Source organism: Stenotrophomonas sp. YJH_SMC_8, assembly GCF_059371315.1.
Window position 1 is genome coordinate 1 of record NZ_JCAFUL010000009.1, and the last position, 25102, is coordinate 25102.

The 25102-nt window shown below is 66.4% G+C and carries 21 protein-coding genes; 7 read left to right on the top strand and 14 right to left on the bottom strand.

Going from position 1 to position 25102, the window contains the following annotated elements:
- Positions 1 to 396: 396 nt before the first annotated feature.
- On the bottom strand, positions 397 to 1344 hold the full coding sequence (gene pip / locus AC5P88_RS12535; protein WP_495225182.1) for a prolyl aminopeptidase: 948 nt from the start codon (positions 1342 to 1344) through the stop codon (positions 397 to 399).
- A 114-nt stretch (positions 1345 to 1458) separates the two neighbouring features.
- Here pip and AC5P88_RS12540 point away from each other — a divergent pair, with 114 nt between their 5' ends.
- Positions 1459 to 2124, top strand: coding sequence for a TraX family protein (locus tag AC5P88_RS12540; protein WP_495225183.1), 666 nt, complete (start codon positions 1459 to 1461; stop codon positions 2122 to 2124).
- A 156-nt stretch (positions 2125 to 2280) separates the two neighbouring features.
- Here AC5P88_RS12540 and AC5P88_RS12545 read toward each other — a convergent pair whose 3' ends face one another.
- Positions 2281 to 4416, bottom strand: coding sequence for a TonB-dependent receptor (locus tag AC5P88_RS12545; RefSeq protein ID WP_495225292.1), 2136 nt, complete (start codon positions 4414 to 4416; stop codon positions 2281 to 2283).
- Between the two features lie 301 nt (positions 4417 to 4717).
- Between AC5P88_RS12545 and AC5P88_RS12550 the strand changes: the two genes are divergently transcribed.
- Positions 4718 to 5332, top strand: a complete 615-nt coding sequence (locus tag AC5P88_RS12550; RefSeq protein ID WP_111111732.1) for a TetR/AcrR family transcriptional regulator — start codon at positions 4718 to 4720, stop codon at positions 5330 to 5332.
- A gap of 53 nt (positions 5333 to 5385) precedes the next feature.
- Positions 5386 to 6507: a DNA glycosylase AlkZ-like family protein gene (locus tag AC5P88_RS12555; RefSeq protein WP_495225184.1), complete on the top strand. Its 1122-nt coding sequence runs from the start codon at positions 5386 to 5388 to the stop codon at positions 6505 to 6507.
- Positions 6508 to 6685: 178 nt separating this feature from the next.
- Here the strand turns inward: AC5P88_RS12555 and AC5P88_RS12560 are convergent, their stop codons facing one another.
- The 5 genes from AC5P88_RS12560 to AC5P88_RS12580 form a co-directional block, all read right to left on the bottom strand.
- Positions 6686 to 6961: a DUF3325 domain-containing protein gene (locus tag AC5P88_RS12560; protein ID WP_495225185.1), complete on the bottom strand. Its 276-nt coding sequence runs from the start codon at positions 6959 to 6961 to the stop codon at positions 6686 to 6688.
- Complete coding sequence (locus AC5P88_RS12565; protein ID WP_495225186.1) at positions 6958 to 8568, bottom strand: PepSY-associated TM helix domain-containing protein; 1611 nt, start codon at positions 8566 to 8568, stop codon at positions 6958 to 6960. The genes AC5P88_RS12560 and AC5P88_RS12565 overlap by 4 nt, the downstream gene beginning before the upstream one ends.
- The gene (locus AC5P88_RS12570; RefSeq protein WP_495225187.1) at positions 8565 to 8864 is read right to left on the bottom strand and encodes a DUF3649 domain-containing protein; all 300 of its coding nucleotides are present in this window, start codon (positions 8862 to 8864) and stop codon (positions 8565 to 8567) included. The genes AC5P88_RS12565 and AC5P88_RS12570 overlap by 4 nt, the downstream gene beginning before the upstream one ends.
- A gap of 52 nt (positions 8865 to 8916) precedes the next feature.
- Positions 8917 to 11094, bottom strand: a complete 2178-nt coding sequence (locus AC5P88_RS12575) for a TonB-dependent receptor (protein WP_495225188.1) — start codon at positions 11092 to 11094, stop codon at positions 8917 to 8919.
- A 195-nt stretch (positions 11095 to 11289) separates the two neighbouring features.
- The gene (locus tag AC5P88_RS12580; RefSeq protein WP_495225189.1) at positions 11290 to 11418 is read right to left on the bottom strand and encodes a hypothetical protein; all 129 of its coding nucleotides are present in this window, start codon (positions 11416 to 11418) and stop codon (positions 11290 to 11292) included.
- A gap of 170 nt (positions 11419 to 11588) precedes the next feature.
- Here AC5P88_RS12580 and AC5P88_RS12585 point away from each other — a divergent pair, with 170 nt between their 5' ends.
- Positions 11589 to 12203, top strand: a complete 615-nt coding sequence (locus AC5P88_RS12585; protein ID WP_495225190.1) for a TetR/AcrR family transcriptional regulator — start codon at positions 11589 to 11591, stop codon at positions 12201 to 12203.
- Between the two features lie 156 nt (positions 12204 to 12359).
- Here AC5P88_RS12585 and AC5P88_RS12590 read toward each other — a convergent pair whose 3' ends face one another.
- The 3 genes from AC5P88_RS12590 to AC5P88_RS12600 are packed head-to-tail and all read right to left on the bottom strand — an operon-like array spanning position 12360 to position 14929.
- Positions 12360 to 13436 carry an ATP-binding protein gene (locus AC5P88_RS12590; protein ID WP_106548575.1) on the bottom strand — a complete coding sequence of 359 codons (1077 nt, stop codon included), beginning with the start codon at positions 13434 to 13436 and terminating at the stop codon, positions 12360 to 12362.
- Between the two features lie 3 nt (positions 13437 to 13439).
- Positions 13440 to 14156: a response regulator gene (locus tag AC5P88_RS12595; RefSeq protein WP_495225191.1), complete on the bottom strand. Its 717-nt coding sequence runs from the start codon at positions 14154 to 14156 to the stop codon at positions 13440 to 13442.
- 53 nt (positions 14157 to 14209) lie between these two features.
- Positions 14210 to 14929: a hypothetical protein gene (locus tag AC5P88_RS12600; protein WP_495225192.1), complete on the bottom strand. Its 720-nt coding sequence runs from the start codon at positions 14927 to 14929 to the stop codon at positions 14210 to 14212.
- Positions 14930 to 15015: 86 nt separating this feature from the next.
- On the opposite strand from AC5P88_RS12600, the gene AC5P88_RS12605 reads away from it, so the two are divergent.
- Both AC5P88_RS12605 and AC5P88_RS12610 read left to right on the top strand, forming a co-directional pair.
- Entirely contained in the window at positions 15016 to 16197 is a 1182-nt protein-coding gene (locus tag AC5P88_RS12605) for an efflux RND transporter periplasmic adaptor subunit (protein ID WP_495225193.1), read from the top strand.
- 2 nt (positions 16198 to 16199) lie between these two features.
- On the top strand, positions 16200 to 18143 hold the full coding sequence (locus AC5P88_RS12610; protein WP_495225194.1) for a MacB family efflux pump subunit: 1944 nt from the start codon (positions 16200 to 16202) through the stop codon (positions 18141 to 18143).
- Between the two features lie 142 nt (positions 18144 to 18285).
- Here the strand turns inward: AC5P88_RS12610 and AC5P88_RS12615 are convergent, their stop codons facing one another.
- The 4 genes from AC5P88_RS12615 to AC5P88_RS12630 all read right to left on the bottom strand — a co-directional run bounded on the left by AC5P88_RS12615 (position 18286) and on the right by AC5P88_RS12630 (position 22681).
- The gene (locus AC5P88_RS12615; protein WP_495225195.1) at positions 18286 to 19356 is read right to left on the bottom strand and encodes a M23 family metallopeptidase; all 1071 of its coding nucleotides are present in this window, start codon (positions 19354 to 19356) and stop codon (positions 18286 to 18288) included.
- A 168-nt stretch (positions 19357 to 19524) separates the two neighbouring features.
- A complete protein-coding gene (locus AC5P88_RS12620) occupies positions 19525 to 21234 on the bottom strand; it encodes a sensor domain-containing diguanylate cyclase (protein ID WP_111111722.1) in 1710 nt (569 codons plus the stop codon).
- 115 nt (positions 21235 to 21349) lie between these two features.
- On the bottom strand, positions 21350 to 21976 hold the full coding sequence (locus AC5P88_RS12625) for a DNA-3-methyladenine glycosylase (RefSeq protein WP_495225196.1): 627 nt from the start codon (positions 21974 to 21976) through the stop codon (positions 21350 to 21352).
- Between the two features lie 63 nt (positions 21977 to 22039).
- On the bottom strand, positions 22040 to 22681 hold the full coding sequence (locus AC5P88_RS12630; protein ID WP_106548423.1) for a TetR/AcrR family transcriptional regulator: 642 nt from the start codon (positions 22679 to 22681) through the stop codon (positions 22040 to 22042).
- Between the two features lie 123 nt (positions 22682 to 22804).
- Between AC5P88_RS12630 and AC5P88_RS12635 the strand changes: the two genes are divergently transcribed.
- On the top strand, positions 22805 to 25093 hold the full coding sequence (locus tag AC5P88_RS12635) for a TonB-dependent receptor (protein WP_495225197.1): 2289 nt from the start codon (positions 22805 to 22807) through the stop codon (positions 25091 to 25093).
- Positions 25094 to 25102: the final 9 nt, after the last annotated feature.

Consider the following 25102-nt stretch of genomic DNA (forward strand, 5'->3'; position numbering starts at 1 on the left):
CTAAACGGCGTCAAACGGGCATTTTTATGGTGGTTCATCCGGGCTCTTTGGGGGCTGGACAGGTGTGGTAACCACCATTTTCCAAAGATGTCCCGGATGAACAACCTACCGAGAGATCACAACTAACAGTCGACTCTACCCTCGCACGGTGGGGTGCCGGCCGGCGGCCGGCACTACCCATCTCCTTAGAAGGAGTCGGCAAAGGCATCTGTCGGATGTATGGGGACGGGGTTGGGCGGAGATGGCTCGAAGGAGACGGCTCGGTAGAGTCGACTGCCAGTCGACTTTTGGCGCGCAGCGCGGGGTTTTCGGCTTCCTGCCAAGAGCAGTCGACTAACAGTCAACTCTACCCTCGCACGGTGGGGTGCCGGCCTGCGGCCGGCACTGCCCATCTCCTCAGAACCGGTCGGCAAACGCATCCGTGGCCCGTACCAGCGCATCGACCGTGGCCGGCTCGTTCGCGCTGTGCCCGGAGGTCACCATTTCCAGCCGGGCTTCCGGCCAGGCCTTGGCCAGGTCCCAGGCACTGCGCGGCGGGCAGATGATGTCGTAGCGGCCCTGCACGATCACGCCCGGGAGGTGACGGATGCGATCGATATCGCGCAGCAGCTGGTCCGGCTCCAGGAAGATGCCGTTGCGGAAGTAATGTGCTTCGATGCGGGCCTTCGCCAGCGTGTCCAGCGGATCATCCGTGGATTCGGCATCCACGTCGTGCTGCAGGGTGGCGGCATTGTCCTCCCAACCCAGCCAGGCCTGTGCCGCTTCGATGCGGGTCGCCTCGTCCGCGCCATCCATGCGGGTCCAGTATGCCGCAATCATGTCGCCCCGCTCGGCTTCCGGAATGTAGGCCTCATAACGATCCCAGCGCTCCGGGAAGATCCAGCGCGCGCCCCCGTTGCCTTCGGCAAACCAGCGGTTCTCGATCTCGCGGCCGAGGAACACGCCACGTACGATCAGGCCGGTAGCGCGTTCCGGATGCGCCTGCGCATAGGCCAGCGACAGGGTCGAGCCCCAGGAGCCGCCATAGACCAGCCAGCGTTCGATGCCCAGGTGTTCTCGCACCTTTTCGATGTCGGCCACCAGGTGCTGCGTGGTGTTGTCGCGCAGTTCACCGAAAGGCGTTGAGCGACCGCTGCCGCGCTGGTCGATCAACACGATGCGGTAGCGCGCCGGGTCGAAGAAGCGGCGATGGGTCGATGAAATGCCTGCACCTGGGCCACCATGCAGGTACACCACCGGAATGCCCTCCGGCGTGCCGCACTCTTCGATGTGCAGCGTGTGCAGATCGCTCACCGGCAGGGTGAACTCGCGGTACGGCTCGATGGTGGGGTACAGGGTGCGCATGGCAGGTGCCTCACAAGCAGGGGCGGCCAGCATAGCGCCCTGCGCCGGCCGAGGCAGGGGGTGTCACGTGCAGGATGCTGGAAATGGGCTTGCCGATGCGCATAAGCTCCCGGGATGCACGAGACCACGACAAGGACGTCCACGTTCAGTATCAACCTCGGCAGTGGCGCCCGCGAGCTGCTGAAGTGGATCGCATTGCTGGCCATGACCGGCGATCACGTGGCCAAAGTGGTGTTTGGCGGCTACGTGCCGGTGGTGAGCGAACTGGGGCGTATCGCTTTCCCGCTGTTCGCGCTGGTGATGGCCTGCAACCTGGCCCAACCGGGCGCCGACCTTCGCAAGTCGATGCGTCGCCTGGCCCTGTGGGGCGTCATCGCCCAACCGCTGCATGCCCTGGCCTTCGGCGCCTGGCTGCCGCTCAACATCCTGCTCACGTTCGCCCTGGCAGCCGTGGCGGTGCACGCGCTGGCCAACAACCGGCCCCTGTTGCTGTTGTTGGCGGCAGGCGTACTGCCGATGCTGGTGGACTACCAGTGGGCCGGCGTTGGCAGTGTCCTGCTGGCCTGGATCGCGTTCCGCCATCGCGCGTGGTGGCCGCTGCTGATTGCCTTGGCGGCGGTGTGCTGGGCCAATCGGAACGGCTGGGCCCTGCTGGCCGTTCCCGTGGTGCTGCTGGCCACACGGGTGCAGTGGCAACTGCCGCGCTGGCGCTGGATGTTCTATGGGTACTACGTGGGGCATCTGCTGGTGTTGGCGGTAGTGGCGCGCGTGCTTTCGTGATCAGTGCATGCGTGGTCGTGCCTTGTGCCGGTAAATCCACGCCATGCCTGGATGCGTTTGGCGGATCACCATGGAGCCAGCCAGGCATGGCCTGGCTCCATGGTTCCCGGTGGATCCACGCCACGCGTGGATCCCGTTGACAGTTTGTCGCCCGGCTCAGAAATCCATCGTGGCCGACAACAGTACCGTCCTCGGCGCGCCCAATGCCAGGCTCGACAACAGCGGCATGCCCCAATACGCCTTGTTGGTGACGTTGTTCACCGTGGCACGCAGTGCAAGCGGCCGCCCTGCGAGTGCCGTGCTGTAGCGCGCACCCACGTCAAACAGTGTGCGCCCCGGAACTGACAGTTGATTGTCGGCGCTGATGTACTGTCTCGACATCGCAGTGGCATTGCCAGTCAACGTAAACCCCTGCAACGCCGGCACATCCCATTCCACGCCCAGCTTGGCCTGGCGCTGCGCAACAGCGGTGGCGATGCGACCTTCATTCACGCCACCGGCCGTACGGGTCAGCTTCGGCTGTACGTAGGCCACGCCGCCGAGCAGGCGCACGCCGTCCAGTGGCGATCCGAAGAAGCCCCATTCCACGCCGCGGTTACGCTGCTCACCACCGAACGAGAAGATGTTCGTGACCGGGTCGGTATAGCTGCTTGGCCGCTTGATCTCATAAACGCTGAAGGTGTGCGCGAAGCTGCCCATGTCCAGCTTCATGCCCAGCTCCTTCTGCTTGGTGCGGAACGGTGCGAACACATCGCCCGCGTTGGCGGCGGTCATCGGCGCGGTGGCGCCCTGGCTGAGGCCTTCGATGTAGTTGGTGTAGACAGAGATCGTGTCGGTGGTCTTCACCAGCAAGGCTGCCGCCGGGGTAGTGGCGCTCTCGTCATACCGCGAAGTACGTGCGCCCGTGACCACGTTGAACGTCTCGCTGACTACCTGCTGGCGGCGCACGCCCAGCGTCAGCTGCACGCGGTCATCGGCGAAGGAGAGGGTATCGGCGAAGCCGACGCTGTCCAGGCGCAGGTCGGTATGCGAGATGTGCGGCGCCACGAACGGCGCGGCCGGGCCCCACACCGGGTTGTAGAGGTTGGTGGTCCAGTCCCAGCCGGGCACGCTGCGGCGGCCATAGTCGTTCTGGGTGTGCTGGTAGTGGGTCACGTTGGCGGCCCATTGGTGGCCCACGCTACCGGTACGGAAGCTGCCGCGCAGGCCGGCGTCACCGGATTGCTTCTTGATGTCGAACGCGAGCTGGCCGATCACGGTGCTGAAGTCGCCGGCCGGGTTGAGGATCTGCGCGCTGATCGAGCCGTTGTAGCGGTAGTCGGTCTTGCTGGTGCCATAGGCCAGGTAGGCCATCAGGCTGTCATTGATGTCGAACTCGCCGCGCAGCATCACGCCTTTGTCCTGGCTGTCCACGTAGGCCCAGTCCGGGTTGATCAGGGTGTCGCCCCGCGGCGGGCGGGGAATGGCGACGCCCGGTGCGAGGCCTACACCACGGGCCGGGCCGTCCACGCGATCGTCGGCGCTGTACAGATCGGCCGACAGGCGGGTGCGATCACCGCGCCAGTCCAGTGCCAGCGATCCCAGTTGAACCTTCTTGCTCTGCTTGCCGACGGCGCCGTCGCCATCACGCCAGGCGCCGTTGAAGCGGATGCCGAACTGCTTGTCTGCGCCGAGGCGACGGCCCATGTCCACGTGGGCGCCGAACTGCGCATCGGAGGCGAAGTTGGCGCTGACCCGCAACAGGGGCTGCTCGCCAGCGCGCTTCGGCACCAGGTTCACCGCGCCGCCCACCGAGCCGCCCGGTGGCATGCCGTTGAGCAGCGCGGACGGCCCCTTCAGCACTTCGATGCGCTCGAACATCTCCGGCGAGGTGCGGTAGTAGGGCGCCATGCCGCTGAGGCCGTTCAAGGTGGTGTCGCTGGTGTTGGAGGCAAAGCCACGGATGGCATAGTTCTCGCTCCACGCGCCGGTGACGCCGTTGCTGAACACCGTTGGGTCGGTGGCGGCGATGACGTCGGTGAGGTCCTTGGCCTGGCGATCACGGATGAACGACTCGGTGTAGCTGACCGTGCTGAACGGCGTGTCCATGAAGTCCTTGTCGCCCAGCAGGCCGACACGACCGCCGCCCGCCACCTGTCCTCCGGCATAGTCGGCGGTGGCCCGTCGCTGTTCCTGCACCTGTACCGAGGGCAGGGTGGACGGCGCCGACTCGGCCAGCGCGGCGAACGAGGCCAGCAGGCCCAGCGCGAGGGTCGAAACACGATAGCGCCGGACCAGGCCGGGCGGCTGCATCGGCAGTCGGGCAGTTGCCACGGCGGGACGGACGGGCGAAGAGGGAAGGTCAAACACGGTCATGCCAGATTCCTGTGAATCGCAGGTGCAAACGCGCCTGGCGCGCTGCCGACGGCAAGCACGGGGGAAGGCGCAGCGCAGGGTTGTCGGCTGGGTGGGGACCTGGCGGGAGGTGAGCCACGGGCTCGATTCCGGATGGCGGCGGGGTGCGAACCAGACGCATTTCGAATTAGTTGAGTAAAATAAACTAAATCATATGAAGCGGACAAGAGGGTCCTTTTACTGGCACCCTCGCTACGGTATGAGCATGCAACCCGAGATCCCGGCGCCGGCCCGTGGCCGCCCGCCCACCATCACTCCCGAGCGCCTGGCTGACATTGGCATCAAGCTGGGCCTGCCGAACCTGACCATGGCCAACGTGGCCGCCGAGCTTGCGGTGACCCAGGCGGCGCTCTACAAGCGTGTGGCCAATCTGGAGGCCTTGAAGCGGCTGGTGGCCGATACGGTGTTCCAGCGCTGGCAGATTCCGCGCGCGTCGGCCGATGCGCCGGGTGGGCTGCAGGGCTACCTGATGGTCTTCGTGGAATCGCTGTGCGAGGTGGTGAAGGCGCACCCTGGATTGCCGCCCTACCTGTTGCGGCGCTCGGTGGCGACCGCGCCGATGCTGGAGAAGATCGCCTCGCACCAGGCCCACGTGGCCGAAGTGTTCGGCCTGCCGTTGGACAAGGCGCGCTGGGTGCTGGCCACGATTGCGTTCTACTGCATTGCCGGTGCGGACACGGTGTATGGGCTGGTGGATGACGAGGCCGAAGCGTTGACCGGGCGGCGCGTGCAGGACGAGGAAGTGATTGCCGAGTTCAGGCAGGGCATGCGTGCGCTGGTGATCGGTTCGCTGGACGTACTCGGCGTCCGGTAGATCCACGCCATGCGTGGATACCGGTGCACGGTCCGCCACGGCCCCATCCACGCATGGCGTGGATCTACAATGCGACCATGCCTGCCACGCCCACCCTCGATGATCTGCGCCGCCACGCGGTCGCGCGCACGCTGTTCAAACCCACCACGCTGTTGACCGCGATCCGGCGCCTGGGTTTCGTGCAGGCCGACCCGATCCGCGCACCAGCACGGGCACAGGACCTGACGCTGCGCCATCGGGTGAAGGACTACCGGGCCGGTGATCTGGAGCGGCGCTATGCGCGCCTGCCAGTGGAAGAGGATTGCCTGGTGAACTACGGCTTCCTCCCGCGCGAGCACCTGGCGTTGATGCACCCGCGTGTTTCCAAGCGCGCGTGGGACGCCGAGACCCGGCGTCGTGCGGCGGATGTACTGGCCTTCGTCCGCGAGCGTGGCAGCGTGCACCCGCGCGAGGTTGACCAGGCGTTCGCGCATGGCCGGGTGACCAACTACTGGGGCGGCACCAGCAATGCCAGCACCCACCTGCTGGACGGCATGCATTACCGCGGCCTGCTGCGCGTGCAGCGGCGCGACAGCGGCACCCGCATCTACGCGGTGGCCGAACATGTCGAGGCCGATGCCAGCGAGCAGGCGCAGATCGAACGCGCGGCCGCCCTGATCGACCTGGTGGTGCGCAAGTACGCGCCGCTGCCCTCGGCCAGCCTGACCTATCTGGTGCGGCTGCTGGGCTACGGTGCACCGCATCTGGCCGAACAGACCCGGCAGGCGCTGAAGCTGGCCAAGCAACAGCTGGCCAGCTGCACGCTGGATGGAACGACCTGGTACTGGCCAGCCAACGAGAATCCGCGATCGCGCCGACACGCACCGGAAGAGCAGGTGCGCCTGCTGGCACCGTTCGACCCGGTGGTGTGGGACCGCCGCCGCTTCGAGCTGCTATGGGGCTGGGTCTACAAGTTCGAAGCCTACACACCCGCACCTAAGCGCCAGTACGGCTACTACGCATTGCCAGTACTATGGCACGACCAGGTGGTGGGCTGGGCCAACGTCAGCATGCGTGACGGTGAGCTGGCATCCAGCGTGGGCTATGCCGGCAAGTCGCTGGCGCGCGACAAAGTGTTTGGTGGCGCGCTGGAAGACGAGTTGCAACGCATGGCGGCATTCCTCGAGTATCGCTGATTGGATGCCGGAGCCGGGACGGTCTTGGCGAGGGTCAAGGCCATGAACCCCGACGGGGTAGAGTCGACTGTCAGTCGACTGCTGTTGGCGGAAAGCCCGAAATGCCCGCGCTGCGCGCGATAGTCGACTGACAGTCGACTCTACCCAGGCGGCTGGACCTGGGTTCGTTCAAGAGGCGTCACTGTCGACGCCCATGCGCCACCATCGCCAGGACGACCACGCCGGTGGCCACGCTGGTATGCCCGGACAGCGCGGCCAGGCCGCTGCCTACACCCAATCCGCGCATCGCGAACACGGTGCTGAACACCAGCAGCGCCCATCCGACTGCGCGCAGCTGCTGCGTCGTAGCAACGCTCAGCACGCGATGCAGCACGTCCCGCTGATGGCGCTCCATTGCCAGCGCAAGGCACGCAAATGCAGCCAGCGACAACACGAACAGAATGACGTGGATCATGCGCTGGCCTCCGCTGCGGCATTGCGTGACGCTGCAGACGGCCGTGCGCGCTGCAACTTCGGCGCGTGCTTCCAGGTGCGCCACGCCAGCAGAGCGTGCAGGGCGGACAGGGCCAGCAGGGTCAGGTCAGTGCCGGCGAACGCCCAGTCGCCCGTGGGCAATGCGTGCCACAGCGGATGCGGCGTGGTCATCGCCGTCAGTACCGGCAACAACGCCAGCAGCAACGCACCCAGCACGAACTGCTCGACCCACGCGCGCTTCGGCGCACGCAGCGTGGCATGCACGAGCATTGCGGCCCAGGCCAGGAAGAATACATGCACCTCCCACGCGGCACGCCCATCAAGTCCGGTGGGCAGCAGGCGGTTGGCCCACAGATAGGCAGCCATCGCTACCGAAAGCCCAGCCACCGTCGCGATGTTGAGCCGCTCGACCAGGCGGAAGCCGAAGTGGGGGCGCTGCGGGTCGGGCAGTTGTGTACGGCGCTTGACCGTCCACAGCACCAGCCCGGTGCCGACCATGGCGGTGCCGGCCAGACTGACGATGAAGTACAGCCAGCGCAGGGTGGCGTCGGCGAAGCGTCCCAGGTGCAGGCCGTACAGCACGCCCTGGGTATCGGCGGCAACGCCCCAATGCTCCTTGATCTGCAGCAGCTGCCCGTTGCTGCCATCGAACATCAGATAGTTCGGCGTGGTGGAAACACGGGTGGACTGTGCCCGTACCACGGCAACGCGTGCGTTCTCGTCGCCCGGGTTCTGCACCTGTACGCTGCCCACGGCGCCGGTTCCCCAACGTTGCTCGGCCTGCCGCACCAGTGCGCCCACGTCGGTGAGCGGCGCAGCGTGGCCTGCCGCCTTCTGCGGTGGCAGGAACAGCCGCATCTCGCTGACGACCTCGGCCTGCTGGCGCTTGTCGGGCAGTTTCGCCAGGCCCCACGGCATGTACAGCACCGCCAGCATCACCAGGCCGCTCCAGGTGATCATGAAATGGAACGGCAGGCCGAGTACCGACACCGCCGCATGGCCATCCAGCCACGAGCGCTGGCCCTTGCCCCAGCGGAAGGTGAAGAAGTCGGCGAAGATCTTCTTGTGGGTGATCACGCCGCTGACGATGGCAACCAGCATGAACATCGCGCACAGGCCGACAATCCAGCGGCCCCACGTGGCGGGCATGTAGTGCAGGTTGAAGTGGAACGCGTAGAAGAAGTCGCCGCCGCCTGTGTCGCGTGCCTGCAACGGTGCGCCGGTGCTGGCGTCGAACAGGCCCGAATCGAAGCCGTGCCGGCCGCGTCCACCCGGGCTGGCCCACATCGCCGACACCCACGGCATGCGCGTGCCTGGCAGGTTGAGATTGATCTGGCTGGCCGCAGGCGTGTCGGCCATGATCCTGGTGACGGTACGCTGCGTGACGGCAGCAGCGTCCGGCAGCATGGAGGGCGTGGCGATCTCGGGGCGGGTGTAGCGCGAAAGCTCATCGCGGAAGTAGCTGACGGTGCCGGTGAGGAACATCGCGTACAGGATCCAACCGGCCAGCAGCCCGACCCAGATATGCAGGTCGGACATGGTCTGGCGGATGCCGCGCGGTTTGGGAGTGTGCCGGGGCTTGTTCATGCACCAGCCCCCGGGCCCACCGTCTGTGCGGCCAGCCACAGCGGAAGTGCGGCGATGATCAGCCCCAGCCACGCGCGCCACGCCGAGCGCGCAGCGAACACCCAGACCACGGCGCTGGCATAGAGCAGGAAACTGGCCAGCATGCCGGTGAAAACGGCCTGGCGGCCATCGATGGGCAACGCCAATGCCGCGATGCTGCACAACGCAGCCAAGGCGTAGCCACCTGAAAGCGCGGCGATGATGCGTGAGGCCAGTGGCATCCAGGCCAGCACGGCGGCGGTACGGGAAACGGTCACATCACTTCTCCGGGGCACCACGCGCGAGGGCGTGGTACCCGTGCCTCAGGGATCAGAAATCAACAGTGGCCGACAGCAGGGCCGTGCGCGGCGTGCCCAGCCCGGAGCTAAGGCTGCCGGCCCAGTACGCCTTGTTGGTCAGGTTCTGGACGGTGGCGCGCAGTACCAATGGGCGGCCCGCCGCCTGCATGGAGTAGCGGGCACCGAGATCGAATACGGTGTGCCCTGCGACCCATTGGCTGTTGTCGGCATTGATGTAACCCTTGGAGCGGCTGACCGCATTGCCGGTGAGGGTGAGACCGGCCACGGCCGGCACGTCCCACTCCACGCCGAGCTTGCCCTGCCATTGCGGGGTGGCGGTGGCCAGCCGGCCCTGGTTGATCCCGCCCTGGGTGCGGGTCAGCTTCGGCTGCAGCCAACCGATGCCGCCGAGCACGCGCAGCTGTTCGGTGGCCTGGCCGAACACGGTCCATTCCACGCCCCGGTTGCGCTGCTGGCCGCCGAACGAAAACACATTGGTGGTGGGGTCGGTGTAGGAGCCGGGCTTCTCGATCTCGTATACGCTCAGCGCGCTGGCCAGGCGACCGAGGTCGAACTTCGCACCCACCTCGCGCTGGCGGGTCTTGAATGGCGGGAAGACTTCGCCGGCGTTGGCGGCGTTGACCGGGGCGGTGCTGCCCTGGCTCAGTCCTTCGATGTAGTTGGCGTACAGCGACAGGCGGTCGCTGGCCTTGAACAGCAGTGCGCCGGCCGGGGTATTGGCGCTGGCGTCGTAGCGTGCGGTTCGCTTTCCAGTAGCCCCATCGATGGTGTCGCTGAGGACGGTCTGGTGGCGGATGCCCAGGGTCAGCTGCACACGGTCGTCGATGAAGGACAGCGTATCGGCAATGCCGAAGCTGGTGGTACGCACGTGCGCAGTCTTCGGCAACGGCGCACTGCTGAAGCTGCGGTCGATGGCCGGGCCCCATTGCGGGCTGTGGATGTTGGTCACCCATTCACGGGCGAGCAGGTTGCGCTTGAAGCCGAATTTCTGGTCGTGCTGGTACCAGGCAGCACTGATCGCCAGCGCGTGATCGACGGCTCCGGTACGGAACCGCGCCGACAGGCCGGCTTCGGCAGTGTCCTTGCTGTAGATGAAACGCTGGTGCGCGAAGTTGTTGCGGAAGTCGCCGGCCGCGTTGGTGATCAGGGTGGTGGCGCTGGCGATGGAATCGAAATCGGTATGGCCGTGGCCGTAGCTGGCATGTGCCTGCAGGTGGTCATTGATGTCGAACGACCAGCGCAGCGCGGCGGCCTGGTCCTTGACGTTGCTGAAGGTCCAGTCGGGTGCGAACAGGGTGCTGGCCTTCGGAGGGCGAGGCACGGCCAGGCCGGGAGCCAGCGAAACGCCGCGATTGAGGCCGTCCACATGGTCGCGACTGCTGAACAGGTCCACCGAAACCTGCGAACGTTCACCGCGCCAGTCCAGGCCGAGCGAGGCCAGCTGCGCCCTGTGCTGCTGGTGATCGGTGGCGGTGTCGCCTTCGCGATGCACCGCATTGAGTCGCACGCCGAACTGCTTGTCCGCGCCGAATCGGCGGCCGACATCCAGGTGACCGCCCAGCTGCGCGTCGCTGCCGTAGCTGGCGGTGAAGCGGGTCAACGGCGCATCACCCGCGCGCTTCGGCACCAGGTTCACGGCGCCGCCCACCGAGCCGCCCGGCGGCATGCCATTGAGCAGCGCGGAAGGGCCCTTCAACACCTCGATGCGCTCGGCCAGTTCAGGGCTGACGCGGTAGTAGGGAATCAACCCGTACAGGCCCCCAAAGCCGATGTCCGAGGACGCCACGCTGAAGCCACGGATGTTGAAATAGTCGGTGATGCCGCCGCCGGAGCCGCCGTTGTAGACGCTGGGATCGGTCAGTGCGATCACCCGTACCAGGTCAGGCGCCTGGATGTTCTCGATGAACGGGGCGGTGTAGCTGGTGGTGTTGAACGGGGTGTCCATGAAATCGAGCTCGCCGAGCAGGCCGACCCGGCTGCCACGGGTGACCTGGCCACCGGCGTATGCATCGGTGGGCGTGGTCTTGTCGGCGCGCACGTTGACCGTGGGCAGCTGGCGGGCACCCTCGGGCGCGTCATCAGCGTGGGCGGCGGTTGCGATCAACAGGGCCGGCAGCAACGCCGCGCGCGCGGCCAGGGACAGCGCGGTGCGCGGTGGGAAGGTCAGGGTTCGGGCGGGGAAGGACATGGCGGTTCTCGTGTGGTGGGTCGTACGATCGGCCAGCACGGCGCCGTCGGTAACCTGCCTGGGCAGGACGACGCGGGCTGTTGAATGGCTGGCAGAGGGCACGGCACTGCTGTCGGGGCAATGCTGCACGCGAGGTGCTAGGGCGATCTGTGGCTGGATGGAACGAAGCGCAGGGCGCGGGTGCTGCGGGTTGGTTCAGATATCGTCGAGGCGGTCGTCGAGGTTGTGCAGGCCACCGGCGTGGCTCAGCACGGCCTCGCAGCTGCCATGATCGGCACCGCGCAGCGGCCCGCTCGGGGTGATTGAAGGGGAGGGCGCGGACATCGAAAACGATCCAGGGGACTGCAAATGCGAATTAGTTACATCATAGTAAACTAAATTGACCGGGCCGCAAGCCGGGCCTGCCGGAATGGCATCTGGGTGCGTTGACCACCGCGCCCTTGCGGACCACCATGACAGCCCTTGCCAGTACTCCGTGCAGGAAACGCAACCGCATGGCCGCACCGAAGAAGACTGCCGCCCGCGGCCGCCCGCCCACCATCACCCGCGAACGCATTGCCGACGCCGGCATTGCGATGACCCTGCCCGGGCTGAGCTTCGTGGGGGTGGCGGCGGCGCTCGGCGTCAGCCACATCGCGTTGTACAAGCATGTCGACAACCTGGCCGCACTGCGCGAGCTGGTGGCCGAGGCGATCTTCGAGCGTTGGCAGGCACCGCCGCTGGATGCTGCGGAGCGGCGCAGCATCGAAGAGGACCTGCGCGATTTCCAGCGTTCACTGCGGATGCTGGTGGACACCAACCCCGGGCTGGCGCCGTTCCTGGTCAGCCACGGCGCCAAGACGCCGGAGATGCTGGCACGCATCCAGCGCCACCATGCCGAGTTCAGCCGCGTGCATGGCCTGCCGCTGGAACAGGCGGCGTGGTTGCTCTCGACCGTGGCCTATCACGCCGTGGCATTGGCCGACACCGTGTACTCGCGGCATGCCGCGGCGGACACCACGCGGCGACCACTGGATTGGAAGGCACAGGAAGCCGGATTCGACCGCAGCATGGAGGCGTTGATCATCGGTGCATTGGCAATGTGCGGGCGCTCGGCAGCTCCGAGGTAGAGCCGACTGTCAGTCGACTATCGCGCGCAGCGCGGGACTTCCGATCGGATGAACGAAGTGCAGTCGACTGACAGTCGACTCTACCCAGGCATTTCCGGCATTTCCGGCATTTCCGTCATTGCCGGCATTTCGGGTTTTCCAGGGCAGCGATGGCCATCAACGCCGCGCATGTACCGGCCAGCGGATCTCGAATGAACTGCCGCCACGTTCGGTAGCCCGGCACTGCGCGGTTCCGTGATGGGCCACGGCAATCGCGCGCACGACCGCCAGGCCCAGCCCGGAGCCACCGCTCTGCCGCGAACGTGAGACATCGGTGCGCTGGAATGCCTCGAAGATGCTGTCACGCAGTTCATCCGGCACGCCGGGGCCGCCATCTTCCACGGCCACCGTGCAGTGCCCCTCCGCCAGCGTGACGCGTACCCGCAGCGGGCAGGGGATGGCATGGCGACGGGCGTTTTCCAGCAATGCCAGCACCGCCTGGCGGATGCGGGCCGGATCGCAGTCCGCCAGCGACGGCCTCGCGTCCAGGCTCACCGAGAAGCCACTTTCGGTCAGTGCCTCGGACATCGCCTCCACCACTGCCGCCACCTGCACGCTGACGTCGCTGCGCTGCAGGCGCAGGTCGAGATGGCCGCTTTCAGCCAGGCTGACCACGCGCAGGTCCTCGATGATGCGGGTCAGGCCTTCCAGCTGGGTGAGCATGCTGTTGAACTGCTCGGGGCCCGGCTCGAATACACCTTCGGCGATGCCTTGCAGGCGGCCGCGCAGAATGGTCATCGGGGTGCGCAGTTCATGCGCGATCGCCGCGTTCCAGAACACGCGGTTCTCCGACATCCTGCTCAATCGCTCGGCCATGGAATTGAAGTCGCTGACCAGCGTGGCAGCCTCGGTCATCGAGGTATCACAGCCGCGCGCACGCGCCTCCAGATCGCCGCTGGCGACCCGACGCAGGCTTTCGGCCACCGAGTTCAGCGGGGTGATGATGCGCCGGGTCAGGCGCGAGGCGACCAGCGTGGCGAAGATGACGACGACGGTGGCGGTCAGGCCGATCCACAACCATTCCAGCCCGGACGGCATGATCGTTTCCGGTTCGTCATACCAGCGGGGATAGAACACCTCCATCAGGTAGTAGAACAGGTAGAAACCGCTGATCGACAGCACGGTCGAGCACAGCGAGGCGACCGTGATGGACAGCGTGATCTGGCGGCCGATGCTCTTGCCTTTGGGGTTCATCATTCAGTCCAGGAAACGATAGCCAACGCCGCGGATGGTGGCGGGGATGCCGATCACGCCGACGTCTTCCAGCTTGCGGCGCAGCTTGCTGACGTGGCTGTCGACGGTGCGCTCCTGCGCATCGCCTTCGGGCAGGCAGGCATGCAGCAGGTCAACGCGTGCATGCACCTGGCGCGGGGCGCGGGCCATGTGCACCAGCAGGCGGAACTCGGTGAGGGTGAAGTTCAGGGCATGCACCTGCTCGCCAAGGCGCACCGTCACCTCGTGGCTGCGCAGGTCGATCTCGAACGGCCCCTGGCGGATCAGGCCATTGGGCTCTTCGACCACCGTACGGGCGCTGCGGCGCAGTACAGCCTGGATGCATGCCACGATCTCGGCCGGGTTGAATGGCTTGGCCACGTAGTCGTCGGCACCCACGCGCAGGCCGGTCAGCCTGTCCACGTCCTGGTCGAGCGCGGTGAGCATGATCACTGGCGTGTTGCCGCGCCGGCGCAGTTCGCTCAGCACCTGCCAGCCGTCCAGCTTGGGCATCTGCACATCCAGCAGCACCAGGTCGGGGCGCAGCTGGCGGTGGCTGGCGAGGGCGGCCTCGCCGTCGGCGGCACGGGCGCTGCGCAGTCCGGAACGAGCCAGGTAGGCGCCGAGGATGTCGGCGATTTCACCTTCATCTTCGGCAATCAGCACCAGGGGTGCCTGTCGGGAGCGGAGATCGTGTTTCATTGCGTTCTGCAGCGTCATGGCAAGGGCGGGAAGTGGTGGCATCAAGGGCAGCGTCATCGTCGTTGCTCCATCGCCTGCGCTTCTTCGTTCGCTGCCCAGGCCAGGGTGGCCAGCACCAGCGTGCGCTGAAGGCTGGGCTCCACTGCGCCCGCGCCGTGCAGCTGTTGCACCATCAACGCGGATACAGAGGCCGGCAGCTTGCTCCAGCGCGATGCCATGGGCGTCGCCTCAACCCGGGCCTGCAGCCTGCGCGCCATGCCCACGACGGCGTGCAGGCGCAGCGCCAGCAGGATGACAACCAGTGCGGCGGCCAAGGCAAGCAGGCCCTGCACGATGGCAGTGCTGGCGGTCGGGAGCGCCGCCGCCCAGACGGCCAGGCCAATCAGGCCCAGTGACACCGGAACCCCCGCGCGGCTTGCATGACCCGGCCCATCGCTGCGGAACCACACCAGTGCAGCGGCTCCGAAACCCGCCAGCAAGGGCGGCACAGGGTGGGGGCTGGCCAGCATCCAGGCGGAGGTCGACGCCAGAACCAGTGCGATCAACCATGGCGAAGGCGCGTACCAAGCGAAGTAGGCACGGCGCACATCGATGGGTGGCAGGTCTGGACAGGAAAGGGACACGGCAGGCTGGCAGTCGGCGAGGCCGACGAGGCTAGCGACCGTTGATGGAGACTCGGTCGAGATTGTGTCGAGATTGCGTGGACGCAGGCCACGGCGTTCAGGTGCGGGGGTGATGCCTGAACGGCCGGCACATCTCCATGCAATCTCCACGATGGCTCCAAGGAATGTCCATCCGCGGCTTCCAGACTGCAGTCTCGGCGGTCGCATCGGGCGATCGCAGGCAGCCGGGCGTTTCGATGAGCAATCGCAGGATCTGGATCATTGCCGGTGCCGTGGCCACGCTGGCCGCGGGCACCGGATGGTGGGCGCTGGCCGAAGGCGGGGATGCCGCGCTGATCACCGCGCCGGCGCAGGTGGCAGATCTTGAAAAGACCATACAGGCGGTCGGCCGGGTCAATCCCAAGGAGGTGGTTGCGGTGGGTGCGCAGGTGTCCGGCCAGGTCAAGCGCCTGCATGTGGTGCTGGGGCAGCGGGTACAGGCCGGCCAACTGATCGCCGAGGTCGACTCGCAGCCGCAGCGCATCGCGCTGCGCAGCGCCGAGGCAGCCACCAATGCATTGCGTGCCCAGCATGCCGCCAGCCAGGCGCGCCATGTGCAGGCCAGCGGTGTCTACGAGCGGCAGTCGCAATTGGTGGCGTCGCAACTGGTGTCACAGGAAGGCTTCGAAGCCGCGCGCATGGCACGCGATGCGGCACGCTCGGAAGTGGCCGCGCTGCAGGCACAGATCGACCAGGCAGTGACCCAGGTGGAAACCGCACGGATCAACCTGGGCTATACCCGCATCGTCTCGCCCAGCGACGGCTACATCGTGGCCATCGTGACCAAGGCAGGACAGACGCTGAACTCGATGCAGACCACACCGACCATCGTGATGCTGGCGCAGATGGACACGATGACCGTGCGTGCCGAGATTGCCGAGGCTGATGTGGAACTGGTGGCGCCGGGGCAACCGCTGTGGTTCTCGACCCTGGGGCCGAGCGGTCGCCGTTATGAGTCCCATCTGCAGCAGCTGGAGCCAGCGCCATCTTCCATTGCCGACGTCGCGACCGGCAATGCAGGCGGCTCGGCGCAGTCGCCCAAGGCGGTGTACTACGCCGGCCTGTTCGATGTGGCCAACCCCGGCCTGAAACTGAAACCATCGATGACGGTGAAGGTGACCGTGCAGCTCGCGCGCGCCGCCAATGCGCTGCAGGTGCCGTTGACGGCGCTGGTCGCATCGGACGACATGGATGGCAACCGCGGCACCGTGCGCGTGGTCGACGCCAAGGGCCGCGTCCGCGAGCGTGCAGTGACGACCGGCCTGCGCACCGCTACCGCCGTGCAGATACTCAGCGGCCTGCGGGCGGGGGAGAGCGTGGTGATCGGCCAGGCGCCCAGCGGCGGCGAATCCGAACCGACCAGCCTGCTTGGGATGTGAACATGGCCGACGCACTGCTGGAACTGCATGGCGTATCGCGCAGCTATCGCTCGGGTGCTGGCGAGGTCGTGGTGCTCAAGGACGTTTCCCTGCGCATCGACGCCGGTGAATTCATCGCCATCATCGGCCCGTCGGGCTCGGGCAAGTCAACGCTGATGAACATCCTCGGCTGCCTGGACAGGCCGACCGAGGGCAGCTATCGGGTGAACGGCGAGGCCACCGAGCGGATGGCACCGGATACGCTTGCACGGCTGCGCCGCGAGCATTTCGGCTTCATCTTCCAGCGCTACAACCTGATGGAGAACCTGAGCGCTACCGAGAACGTAGCGCTGCCGGCGGTCTATGCCGGCATGGAGGCGGAAGCGCGCACGGCCCGCGCGCGCAGGCTGCTGGAAACGCTCGGCCTGGGCGAGCGCACCGCGAACCGGCCGAGCCAGCTGTCCGGTGGCCAGCAGCAGCGCGTGTCCATTGCGCGCTCGCTGATGAACGGCGGCGCCATCGTATTGGCCGATGAGCCGACTGGCGCGCTCGATCACGCCAGTGGCCAGCAGGTGATGGCCGAGCTGAAGCGCCTGCATGCACAGGGCCACACGGTGATCCTGGTCACGCATGACGCGGCGATCGCGGCCAATGCCAAGCGGGTGATCGAGATCGCGGACGGCCGCGTGGTGGCCGATCGCGGTGAGCGTGGCCCGGATTCTGCATCCGTAGCAACCGCGCCCGAACACGGTGGTTCATCGGTCACAGAGCGCCGCGCACGCGTGGACGCAGTACGCGAGGCCGCACGGATGGCCGTGCGCTCGATGCTGGCACATCGCCTGCGTACCCTGCTGACCATGCTCGGCATCATCATCGGCGTGGCGGCCGTGGTGACGGTGGTGGCGCTGGGCAAGGGCGCCCAGGCGCAGGTGGAGTCGCAGATCAACGAACTCGGCGCCAGTACGCTGGAGATCTTCCCGGGCGCCGATTTCGGCGACCCACGCTCGGCGGAGATCGAGACACTGGTGGTCGGCGACGCGGATCATCTTGCGGCGCTGAGCTACGTGGACAGCGTCAGCCCGAACCTGACCGGATCGGTGGCGGCCCTGCAGGGCAGTCGTCGTGCCAACACCCAGGTGCTTGGCGTGGGGGCCGACATGCTGCGCGTGCGTGGACTGCGACTGAAGGCAGGGCGCTTCTTCACCGGCGCGGAAGTGGGTGAGCATCGTGCGCTGGGTGTGGTCGACCAGAAGGCCGCCAAGGCGCTGTTCACGGGCAACCCGATCGGCAGCACGGTGCTGCTGGGCGGCATGCCGGTGGAGGTGATCGGCGTGGTGGGGGCCAATGCATTCGCTGGCGGCGCAACCCCTACGGTCTACGTGCCCTACACCTCGGCGGCGTCGCGACTGCTGGGCAGCCAGCGCCTGGAGAGCATCACCGTACGCGTTCGCGACAACGTACCCACCAATGCTGCCGAGGCCTCGCTGGGCGCCGAGCTGGAGCGGCTGCACGGTCGCCGCGATTTCTTCATCTACAACGCCGACCAGATCCGCAAGGCGGTGATGAAGTCCAGCCAGACCCTGGCGGCACTAGTCTCCGCCATTGCAGCCGTGGCGGTGGTGGTGGGTGGGGTGGGAGTGATGAACATCATGCTGGTGTCGGTGAAAGAACGCGTGCGCGAGATTGGCGTGCGCCTGGCGGTGGGCGCGCGGCAGGGTGACATCCTGCGCCAGTTCCTGATCGAGGCGGTGCTGATCTGCCTGTTCGGCGGCGTGCTGGGAGTGCTGCTTGCATTCGGCGTGGGGGCGCTGTCCAGCCTGCTGTCGCTGGGTGTGCCGTTCCTGTTCACCGCCGGACCCGTGTTGGCCGCGCTGGCGTGCTCCTCGGCAATCGGGCTGGGCTTCGGCTACTTCCCGGCACGCAGTGCAGCGCAGCTGGACCCGATCCAGGCGCTGGCGGCCGAATAGGGTCGCACCCGCTGCTGGAACCTGTAGAGCAGAGCCCGCGCTCGGCTTGCTGCGCGCGGCGCTCATCGTGGCCTGGCCGAAGAGGCCGAAGAGCAGCCGAGCGTGGGCTCGGCTCTACAGGAGCGGCGGCGGCGTGGGTGTGTCAGCGCGGCGGGAACTCAATGACGATGTCATTCAGCGGCAGCTGATTCCCATGCTGCGCGGTCACGCCGGGTGTCCATGCCTGCCCTTGGCCGAACAGCTGCGCTTCGCTTTCAGGGCCGAAATCGTTGAAAGCCTGGAAAACATAGGGGATGCCCTCGGAGCCTTCGAACGTTGCCTTGTTGGAGAGCTGGAAGTGCAGATGCGGGGCGGCGGAGTTGCCCGACTGCCCAAGCTGGGCCAGCACCTGTCCGCGCTGGACGCGCTGCCCGGATTCCACCTTGATGCTGCCGGTGCGCAGATGGGCGTAGCTGGCAAAGATGCCCGGTGAGATTTCCAGGACAACGTAGTTGCCAAACAAGCCATCCGCCGTGAGCGAGGCCGGTTCCGGTTGCGCAGTCAGCGGCGCATGTTCGGGTTGCCCATCACGTGTCGCGCGCACGATGCCATCGGCCACGGCCAGCACCGGTGCTGCATAGCCCACCCAATCCGAATGGCGGGTGTGCTGCAGATCCCTGGCCGTTGGGCGCACGGCGCGCCCATGTGCGTCGACGCCGACCAGATCGAGCGCGAAGCGCTGCGGAATGGTCAGGTCACCATTCACCGCCACAAGGCTGCCCCAATGGTGTGACTGCGCCGCGCCGGGCCCTTCATGGGCGAGCCATCGGCCACCCCGCAGGGGCGGGCCGAGCGCCATCACCTTTGCCGCGCTGACCGCAACATGGGCGCCGTCCAGCGCCACGGTGCCGTGGTGCTCGGTGCCCAGCAGCATGCGGTGCCGGAGGGTATGTGGCACGCGATCGGCGATGGGCAGTGACAGCCACAGGAACACCACCAGGCGCTTGCCCGGTGCAATGGATACCGCGCCATCCTCCGAAGGCGACGGCCGCACCCAGTTGCGCAGGGCAGGGCCATCCAGGCTCAGCAGCGGGGTTCCGGCATCGTCGCCGAACACCTGCAGCGATTGCGGCAGCAGCGCACCGGTATCGCCGTAGTAGTTGGTGATGTGCAGCTCGTAGGCCAGATGGCGCAGGCCGTCGCTGCCGACGAAGGGCGTCGGCGCGAAGGGCACGCGTGCCTCAACCGGTGCAGGGACTGGCGCTGGCAACGTGACGGAAGGAAGCAGCAATAGCAGCAGAGCCAAGCAGACGCTGCGGATCATGCGTGTTCCCCCCAGGCCGACGGTGGCCGCTGCCGAGCATAGCGCTGCGCCGGGGGCACGGGTACACCGGTTGGGGGATCAGGGCGCCGGCCGGGGATGCTGGCGCACCCGCGCGCGCTCCCGATACAGGCGACTGTCGGCACGCTGCAGGGTATCGGCCACCGATTCGCCCGGGGTGTGGTGGGTCGAACCGAGCGAGAACGGCGTCGGTGACTGTCCGGCCTTCTGCACATACCACAGTTCCAGCGCGGCCAGCCGTCCCGGCTCCGGCGCGGTCAGCACCACCATGAATTCGTCGCCGCCCATGCGCACCACGTGCTCCGCCGCACCCAGCGGGCCACGCAGGAAAGCGACGAACTCGACCAGCACCGTGTCACCCCGCGCATGGCCCTGGGTGTCGTTGATCTGCTTGAAATGATCCAGATCGAACATCAGGCAGGCCCATGGCTGCTCAGCCAGTGCGTCCAGGCGAGGCAGGAAGCGCCGGTTGTAGCTCTGGGTGAGCGGGTCCTTGAAGGACATCTCGCGCAGTTGCTGTTCCTGCATCCGCAGCGCCGTCACGTCCTGCGCATGGCCCAGCACGTACGGCGGACTGGCCTCGCTGTCGAGCACATTGTGATAGGCCCAGAAATGCCGGCTGCCGTCCGCGGCGATCAGCTCGATGACGCCAGCATCGGTGTGATTCACCGCAATGCGCTCGAGATAGGCCTTGAAGGCGGCGCGCTTGTCCGGCGGCATCAGGTCGCACAGGCTGCGCCCGATCATCTGGCTCTCATGGAAGCCCAGCGACTGCACGGCCGCCGGGTTGACCGATGTCAGCACGCCGTCCAGCGTGTGGGTGCAGATCAGGCCAAGGCTGTAGTGGAACAGGCGGCGGTAGCGTGTTTCGCTCGCCTCCAGGGCGTCCAGTGCAGCGCGCTCCTCGGTGATGTCCTGGATGGCGCCGACCAGCCGGGGCCGGCCATCGACCTGTTGCCGTCCACCCACCACGCGGGTCCAGATGGCACGTCCGTCGGCAGTGGTCATCGGCAGCTGCAGTTCCCAGGAGATGCCCTCGTCGACGCAGCGTTGTACTGCCGCACGGATGATGCTGCGGCTGTCCTCGCGATAGAAGGACAACGCGGTTTCGAGCGTCGGTTCGAAGTTGCTGCGCACGCCGTGGATCTGCTTGGTCTCGCGGGTCCAGCGGACCTCGTTGCTGACCAGGTCCATTTCCCAGCCACCCACGCGCGCCGCGCGGTTGGTGCGTTCCAGGAAGTCCTCGCTGCGCTTCAGCTCTCGATGCAGGGCCTTGGCCTGTCCAACCTGGGCCATCAGCGTGCTGCGCTGCTCCAGTACCTGGGTGGTGACCCGGGCCAGGTGCACCATCAGCTCGCGTTGCGAAGGCGACAGGACGCCCGGCATCGGGTCGAGCAGGCACAGCGTACCGATACGGGCGCCGTGCGCCGAGCCGAGCGAGATGCCGGCGTAATGGCGGATGCGGGGGCCACCAGTGACCAGCGGATTGGTGGCGAAGCGTGGATCCTGCCGGGCATCGGGAATCTCGAACAGGGCATCCTGCTGGATGGCGTGCGTGCAGAACGAGATCTCACGGGCCGTCTCGCTGACACCCTCCAGGCCGATGTTGGCCTTGAACCATTGGCGTTCATCGGCCACCACCGAGATCAGTGCCATGGTCATGCCCGTGGCGGCGCGGGCGGCGGCGACGATGGCATCGAACACCGGCTCCGGTGGTGTATCGAGCAGATGAAGGCGGTCCAGTTCAAGCAGTCGTTCGGCTTCGTCCATGGCGCTTTTCGGGGCAGGGTGGCGAGGGCGGCTTCGGCGGCTGTCAGGCACTACGCTAGTGCGGACCTCGTTATGTATGGGCAGGGTGGGGTGATGCCGACGTGACGCATCCTGGTCAGCGTTTGCGAGGCGCGCGCGAGGGGCGCACTGAAACGTGACGATGGTCGCGGACATGCCAGCGCCAGGGAAAGTCCACCGCACGGGTGATGCCGATGCGGGGCCCGACGACCGGATCGAGTGGCGGAGCGGTGCCATCGCTGGCGATGACGATCCCCTGGTTGCCCCTCACCAGATCCGCACCATCGAAGCTGCGATCCAGACCGAAGGCTTGCGAAAGCTTGCCGGGACCACTGGCCAGATCGTGGTCCCGGCGGGCTGCGGGGCGCAGTTCGCGCATCCGCTCCAGCCCCGCCAACGGCTCGGCGGCGCGCAGCAGTACGGCCACGCCTTCGCCGACGTCGCCACAGACGACATTGCTGCCCCAGTGCATGCCGTAAGTGAAGTAGACGTACAGATGGCCGGCTTCACCGAACATGCTGGCCATGCGTGGTGTCTGCCCGTGGTAGGAGTGCGCGGCCGGGTCCACGCTGCCGGCATACGCCTCGACTTCGACGATACGGGCCGCGCGACCATCGTCGCGCACCAGCAGCTTGTTGAGTAGTTCAGGGGCAACGTCGGTCGACGGGCGCTGGTAGAAGCGGCGCGGAAGAATCTTCCAGTGACCAGGCAACCAGTCGAGCACGGCAATGGCAGGCGCTGCGGGAGGAGCGGCCAGTGTGACGGCTTGCTGGTGAAGCGGCCGGCATTACCCCATGACGCGGCCAATCGCATCAGCCAGCAATGCTCTTACCCGCGCGGGCGGCAGGTCCGGATCGCGCACGGCGCGCATCGCCAGGCCTTCCACCAGCAGGCGCAGCAGCAGGGTGCGGCCAGCGATGCCTTCCTCGTCAACACGCCGGCCCTGGGTGACGTCGCGCTGGCGCAGCCAGGCGTGGATCGCGTCGCTGGTCTGCCTGTCATGGGTGCGCAGCACGTCGGCCAGTACCGGGTCGCGATGCGCCTCGGCATTGATTTCCGCATACAACGCCACGCTGGCGATGGCATTGCCATGGATGGGCAACACCTCGCCGCGCGCCCATTGCCGGTAGCACTCCAGCAGGCCGTCAACCAGATCCGATGCCGCCGGCATCTCGCTGATCGAGGCCTGGTCATGCCGAAGCTGGCGTTCGATCAGGGCCAGGATCAGGGCGCGCTTGTTGGCGAAATAGCGGTACATCAGCCCCTGGCTGATCTCGGCCTCGGCGGCGATATCGCCGATGGAGCCCGCATGGAAGCCGCGGGTAATGAAGCATTTCTGGGCGGCATCGAGGATGCGCCGGCGTTGGGCCTCCGCATGGGCGGCAGCGGGGGCTTCGGTGGCAGGTACTACGGCGGGTTTCGGCGTCATTGCGTGAAGTCGGGGCGTCCAGGGCCGGCATAGTACGTCACAAAAGGTGTGAATGAACGGTCATTCATTTGTAATTCCCGCCTCCCAGACTGCGCCGGCCTTCTCCTTCCGCGAATGAGTCCGATGCGCCACGCCCCGCTGCACCGCCCGCTGCTCACCCTCGCCATCGCCGCCGCGCTGCCGGTGCTGGCCCATGCCGAAGACAGTCCCGGCACCGATGCCACGGCATCTGCCGATGCAGCCCGTACCGTAGTCGCCCTCGACCAGGTGATGGTGACCGCGCAGAAGCGCGCCACCAACCTGCAGGAAACACCGATCTCGGTGTCGGTGGTCGATGCCGAAGCGCTGAAGGATCGCAGCGCGATTTCGCTGGGCAGCCTGTCTGATGGTTCCATTCCATCGTTGCGGGTCACGCCGTTCGCCACCCGCAGTTCGGCGCTGAACATCGGCATCCGCGGCATCGGCGCCTCCGGTGATGCCAACCAGCCAGCCCGCGACGCGGGCGTCGGCATCTATGTCGATGGTGTGTTCATGGGCCGCGCGCAGGGCCTGGGAAGCATGCTCTACGACGTGGAGCGCATCGAAGTACTGAAAGGACCGCAGGGCACGCTGTTCGGCCGCAATACCGAAGGCGGCGCGGTGAGCATCGTGACCAAGGCACCGACCGGTGAATTCGGCGGCAGCGTCAGCGCCGGTGTGTCCAACTTCAGCGGCTACAACAGTGCGCTGCACCTCGACCTGCCCAAGGTGGGCGACCTCAGTTTCAAGATCGACGCTGTGCAGGCCAGGCGCGGCGGGACCACCGACAACCCGATGCGCGGTGAGCGCGGCTTCAACAGCTATGACAAGCGTGGTGCACGATTGAGCATGCTGTGGCAGCCGAGTGATGATTTCTCGCTGCTCTATGCCTTCGACCGTTCCTACGACGCCACCACGCCTTATCACACGCAGGTGCTTGTGCCTGGCGCCTACCTCAGCCCGCTGCAGAAGGCGGGTGCCAGCCAGGATCGTCGCGACAGCGCCATCCTCGGTGGCCCTCAGGAAGACAACATCGGCCGCACCAGTGGCCACCTGCTGAATCTGTCGTGGACCTTGAACGACAACCTGGAACTGAAATCGATCAGCTCCTATCGTGAGCTCACCCAGGGCCAGTTCGACATGGGCCTGGTCGATGCAATCTCTGCCTATGGCGGTGCCGGCACGCCGTTCGGCCGTTACAGCCTGGCCCAGGTCTACCAGCACCAGTACAGCCAGGAATTCCAGCTGATCGGAAACACCTCGCAGGTGCAGTTCCTCGGCGGTGCGTTCTACTACCACGAGACGGCGGGTGACAATGCACAGACCCCGAACATGCTGGTGTGGGGACCGGGTGGCAACAGCTACACGGTGAATCCGGCGACCAATCCACTGGATCTTTCGCGGGTGCGCATCGACCGTGCGAGCAAGGCGTGGACCGACAGCCTGGGCGTGTTCGGGCAGGCTACGTGGACGCCGGAAGCAATGCAGCGGCTGCACCTGACCGCGGGTGGTCGCTACACCCGCGATGACAAGAAGGGCAGCCTGTACATCGTCAACGGCGCGGCGAGGGATCTCGCCTTCAAGGACCGCTGGAGCCGCTTCGACCCGATGCTCAACATCGCCTACGACCTTGGCGAGTATGCCATGGTGTATGCCAGGTACAGCACCGGTTTCAAGGCCGGTGGCGCCAACTCGCGCTCGACCAACTACACCGCGTTCGGGCCAGAAGAAGTGACCGCCTACGAGCTGGGCTTCAAGTCCCAGTTCTGGGACAACCGCGCCCGCCTGAACCTGGCTGTGTTCGATTCCAGCATCGCGCACAAGCAGATGGATCTCTCACTGCCGTTCGACCCGAACAGTGGCGAAACCCGCACCACCATGGTCACCACCAATGCACTGGGCGATGGCAAGTCACGCGGCGCGGAGCTGGAGTTCAACGTGATGCCGGTGGACAACCTCACCCTCGGCCTCAACTACGCCTACACGAAGATCGATGCGCAGACCGCCACCGACCCGTTCGGAGCGGGTGTGAAGGTCACCGTGCAGCCGCTGCTGGCGCCGAAGAATGCCGGCAGCCTGTCGGTGGACTACCTGATGCCGTTCGCCAACTTCTCGGCCTTGAAGTTCCATGTGGATGGCAACTGGTCCGATGGCTACTACACCAGCGAGTACGACCAGATGCTGACCGACAGCTCGTTCGTGGTGAATGCACGCGTCGCGCTGGTGGATGTGCCGCTGAACAGTGCCGGCACCACGATGTCGTTCTCGTTGTGGGCGCGCAACCTGCTGGACGAACAACACCTGTTCTACAAGATCAACAGCGCGGCACTGGGCCAGAGCGGCATCTTCAATGATCCGCGCACTTTTGGCCTGGATGTGGCCGTCAACTTCTGATTCGACCGG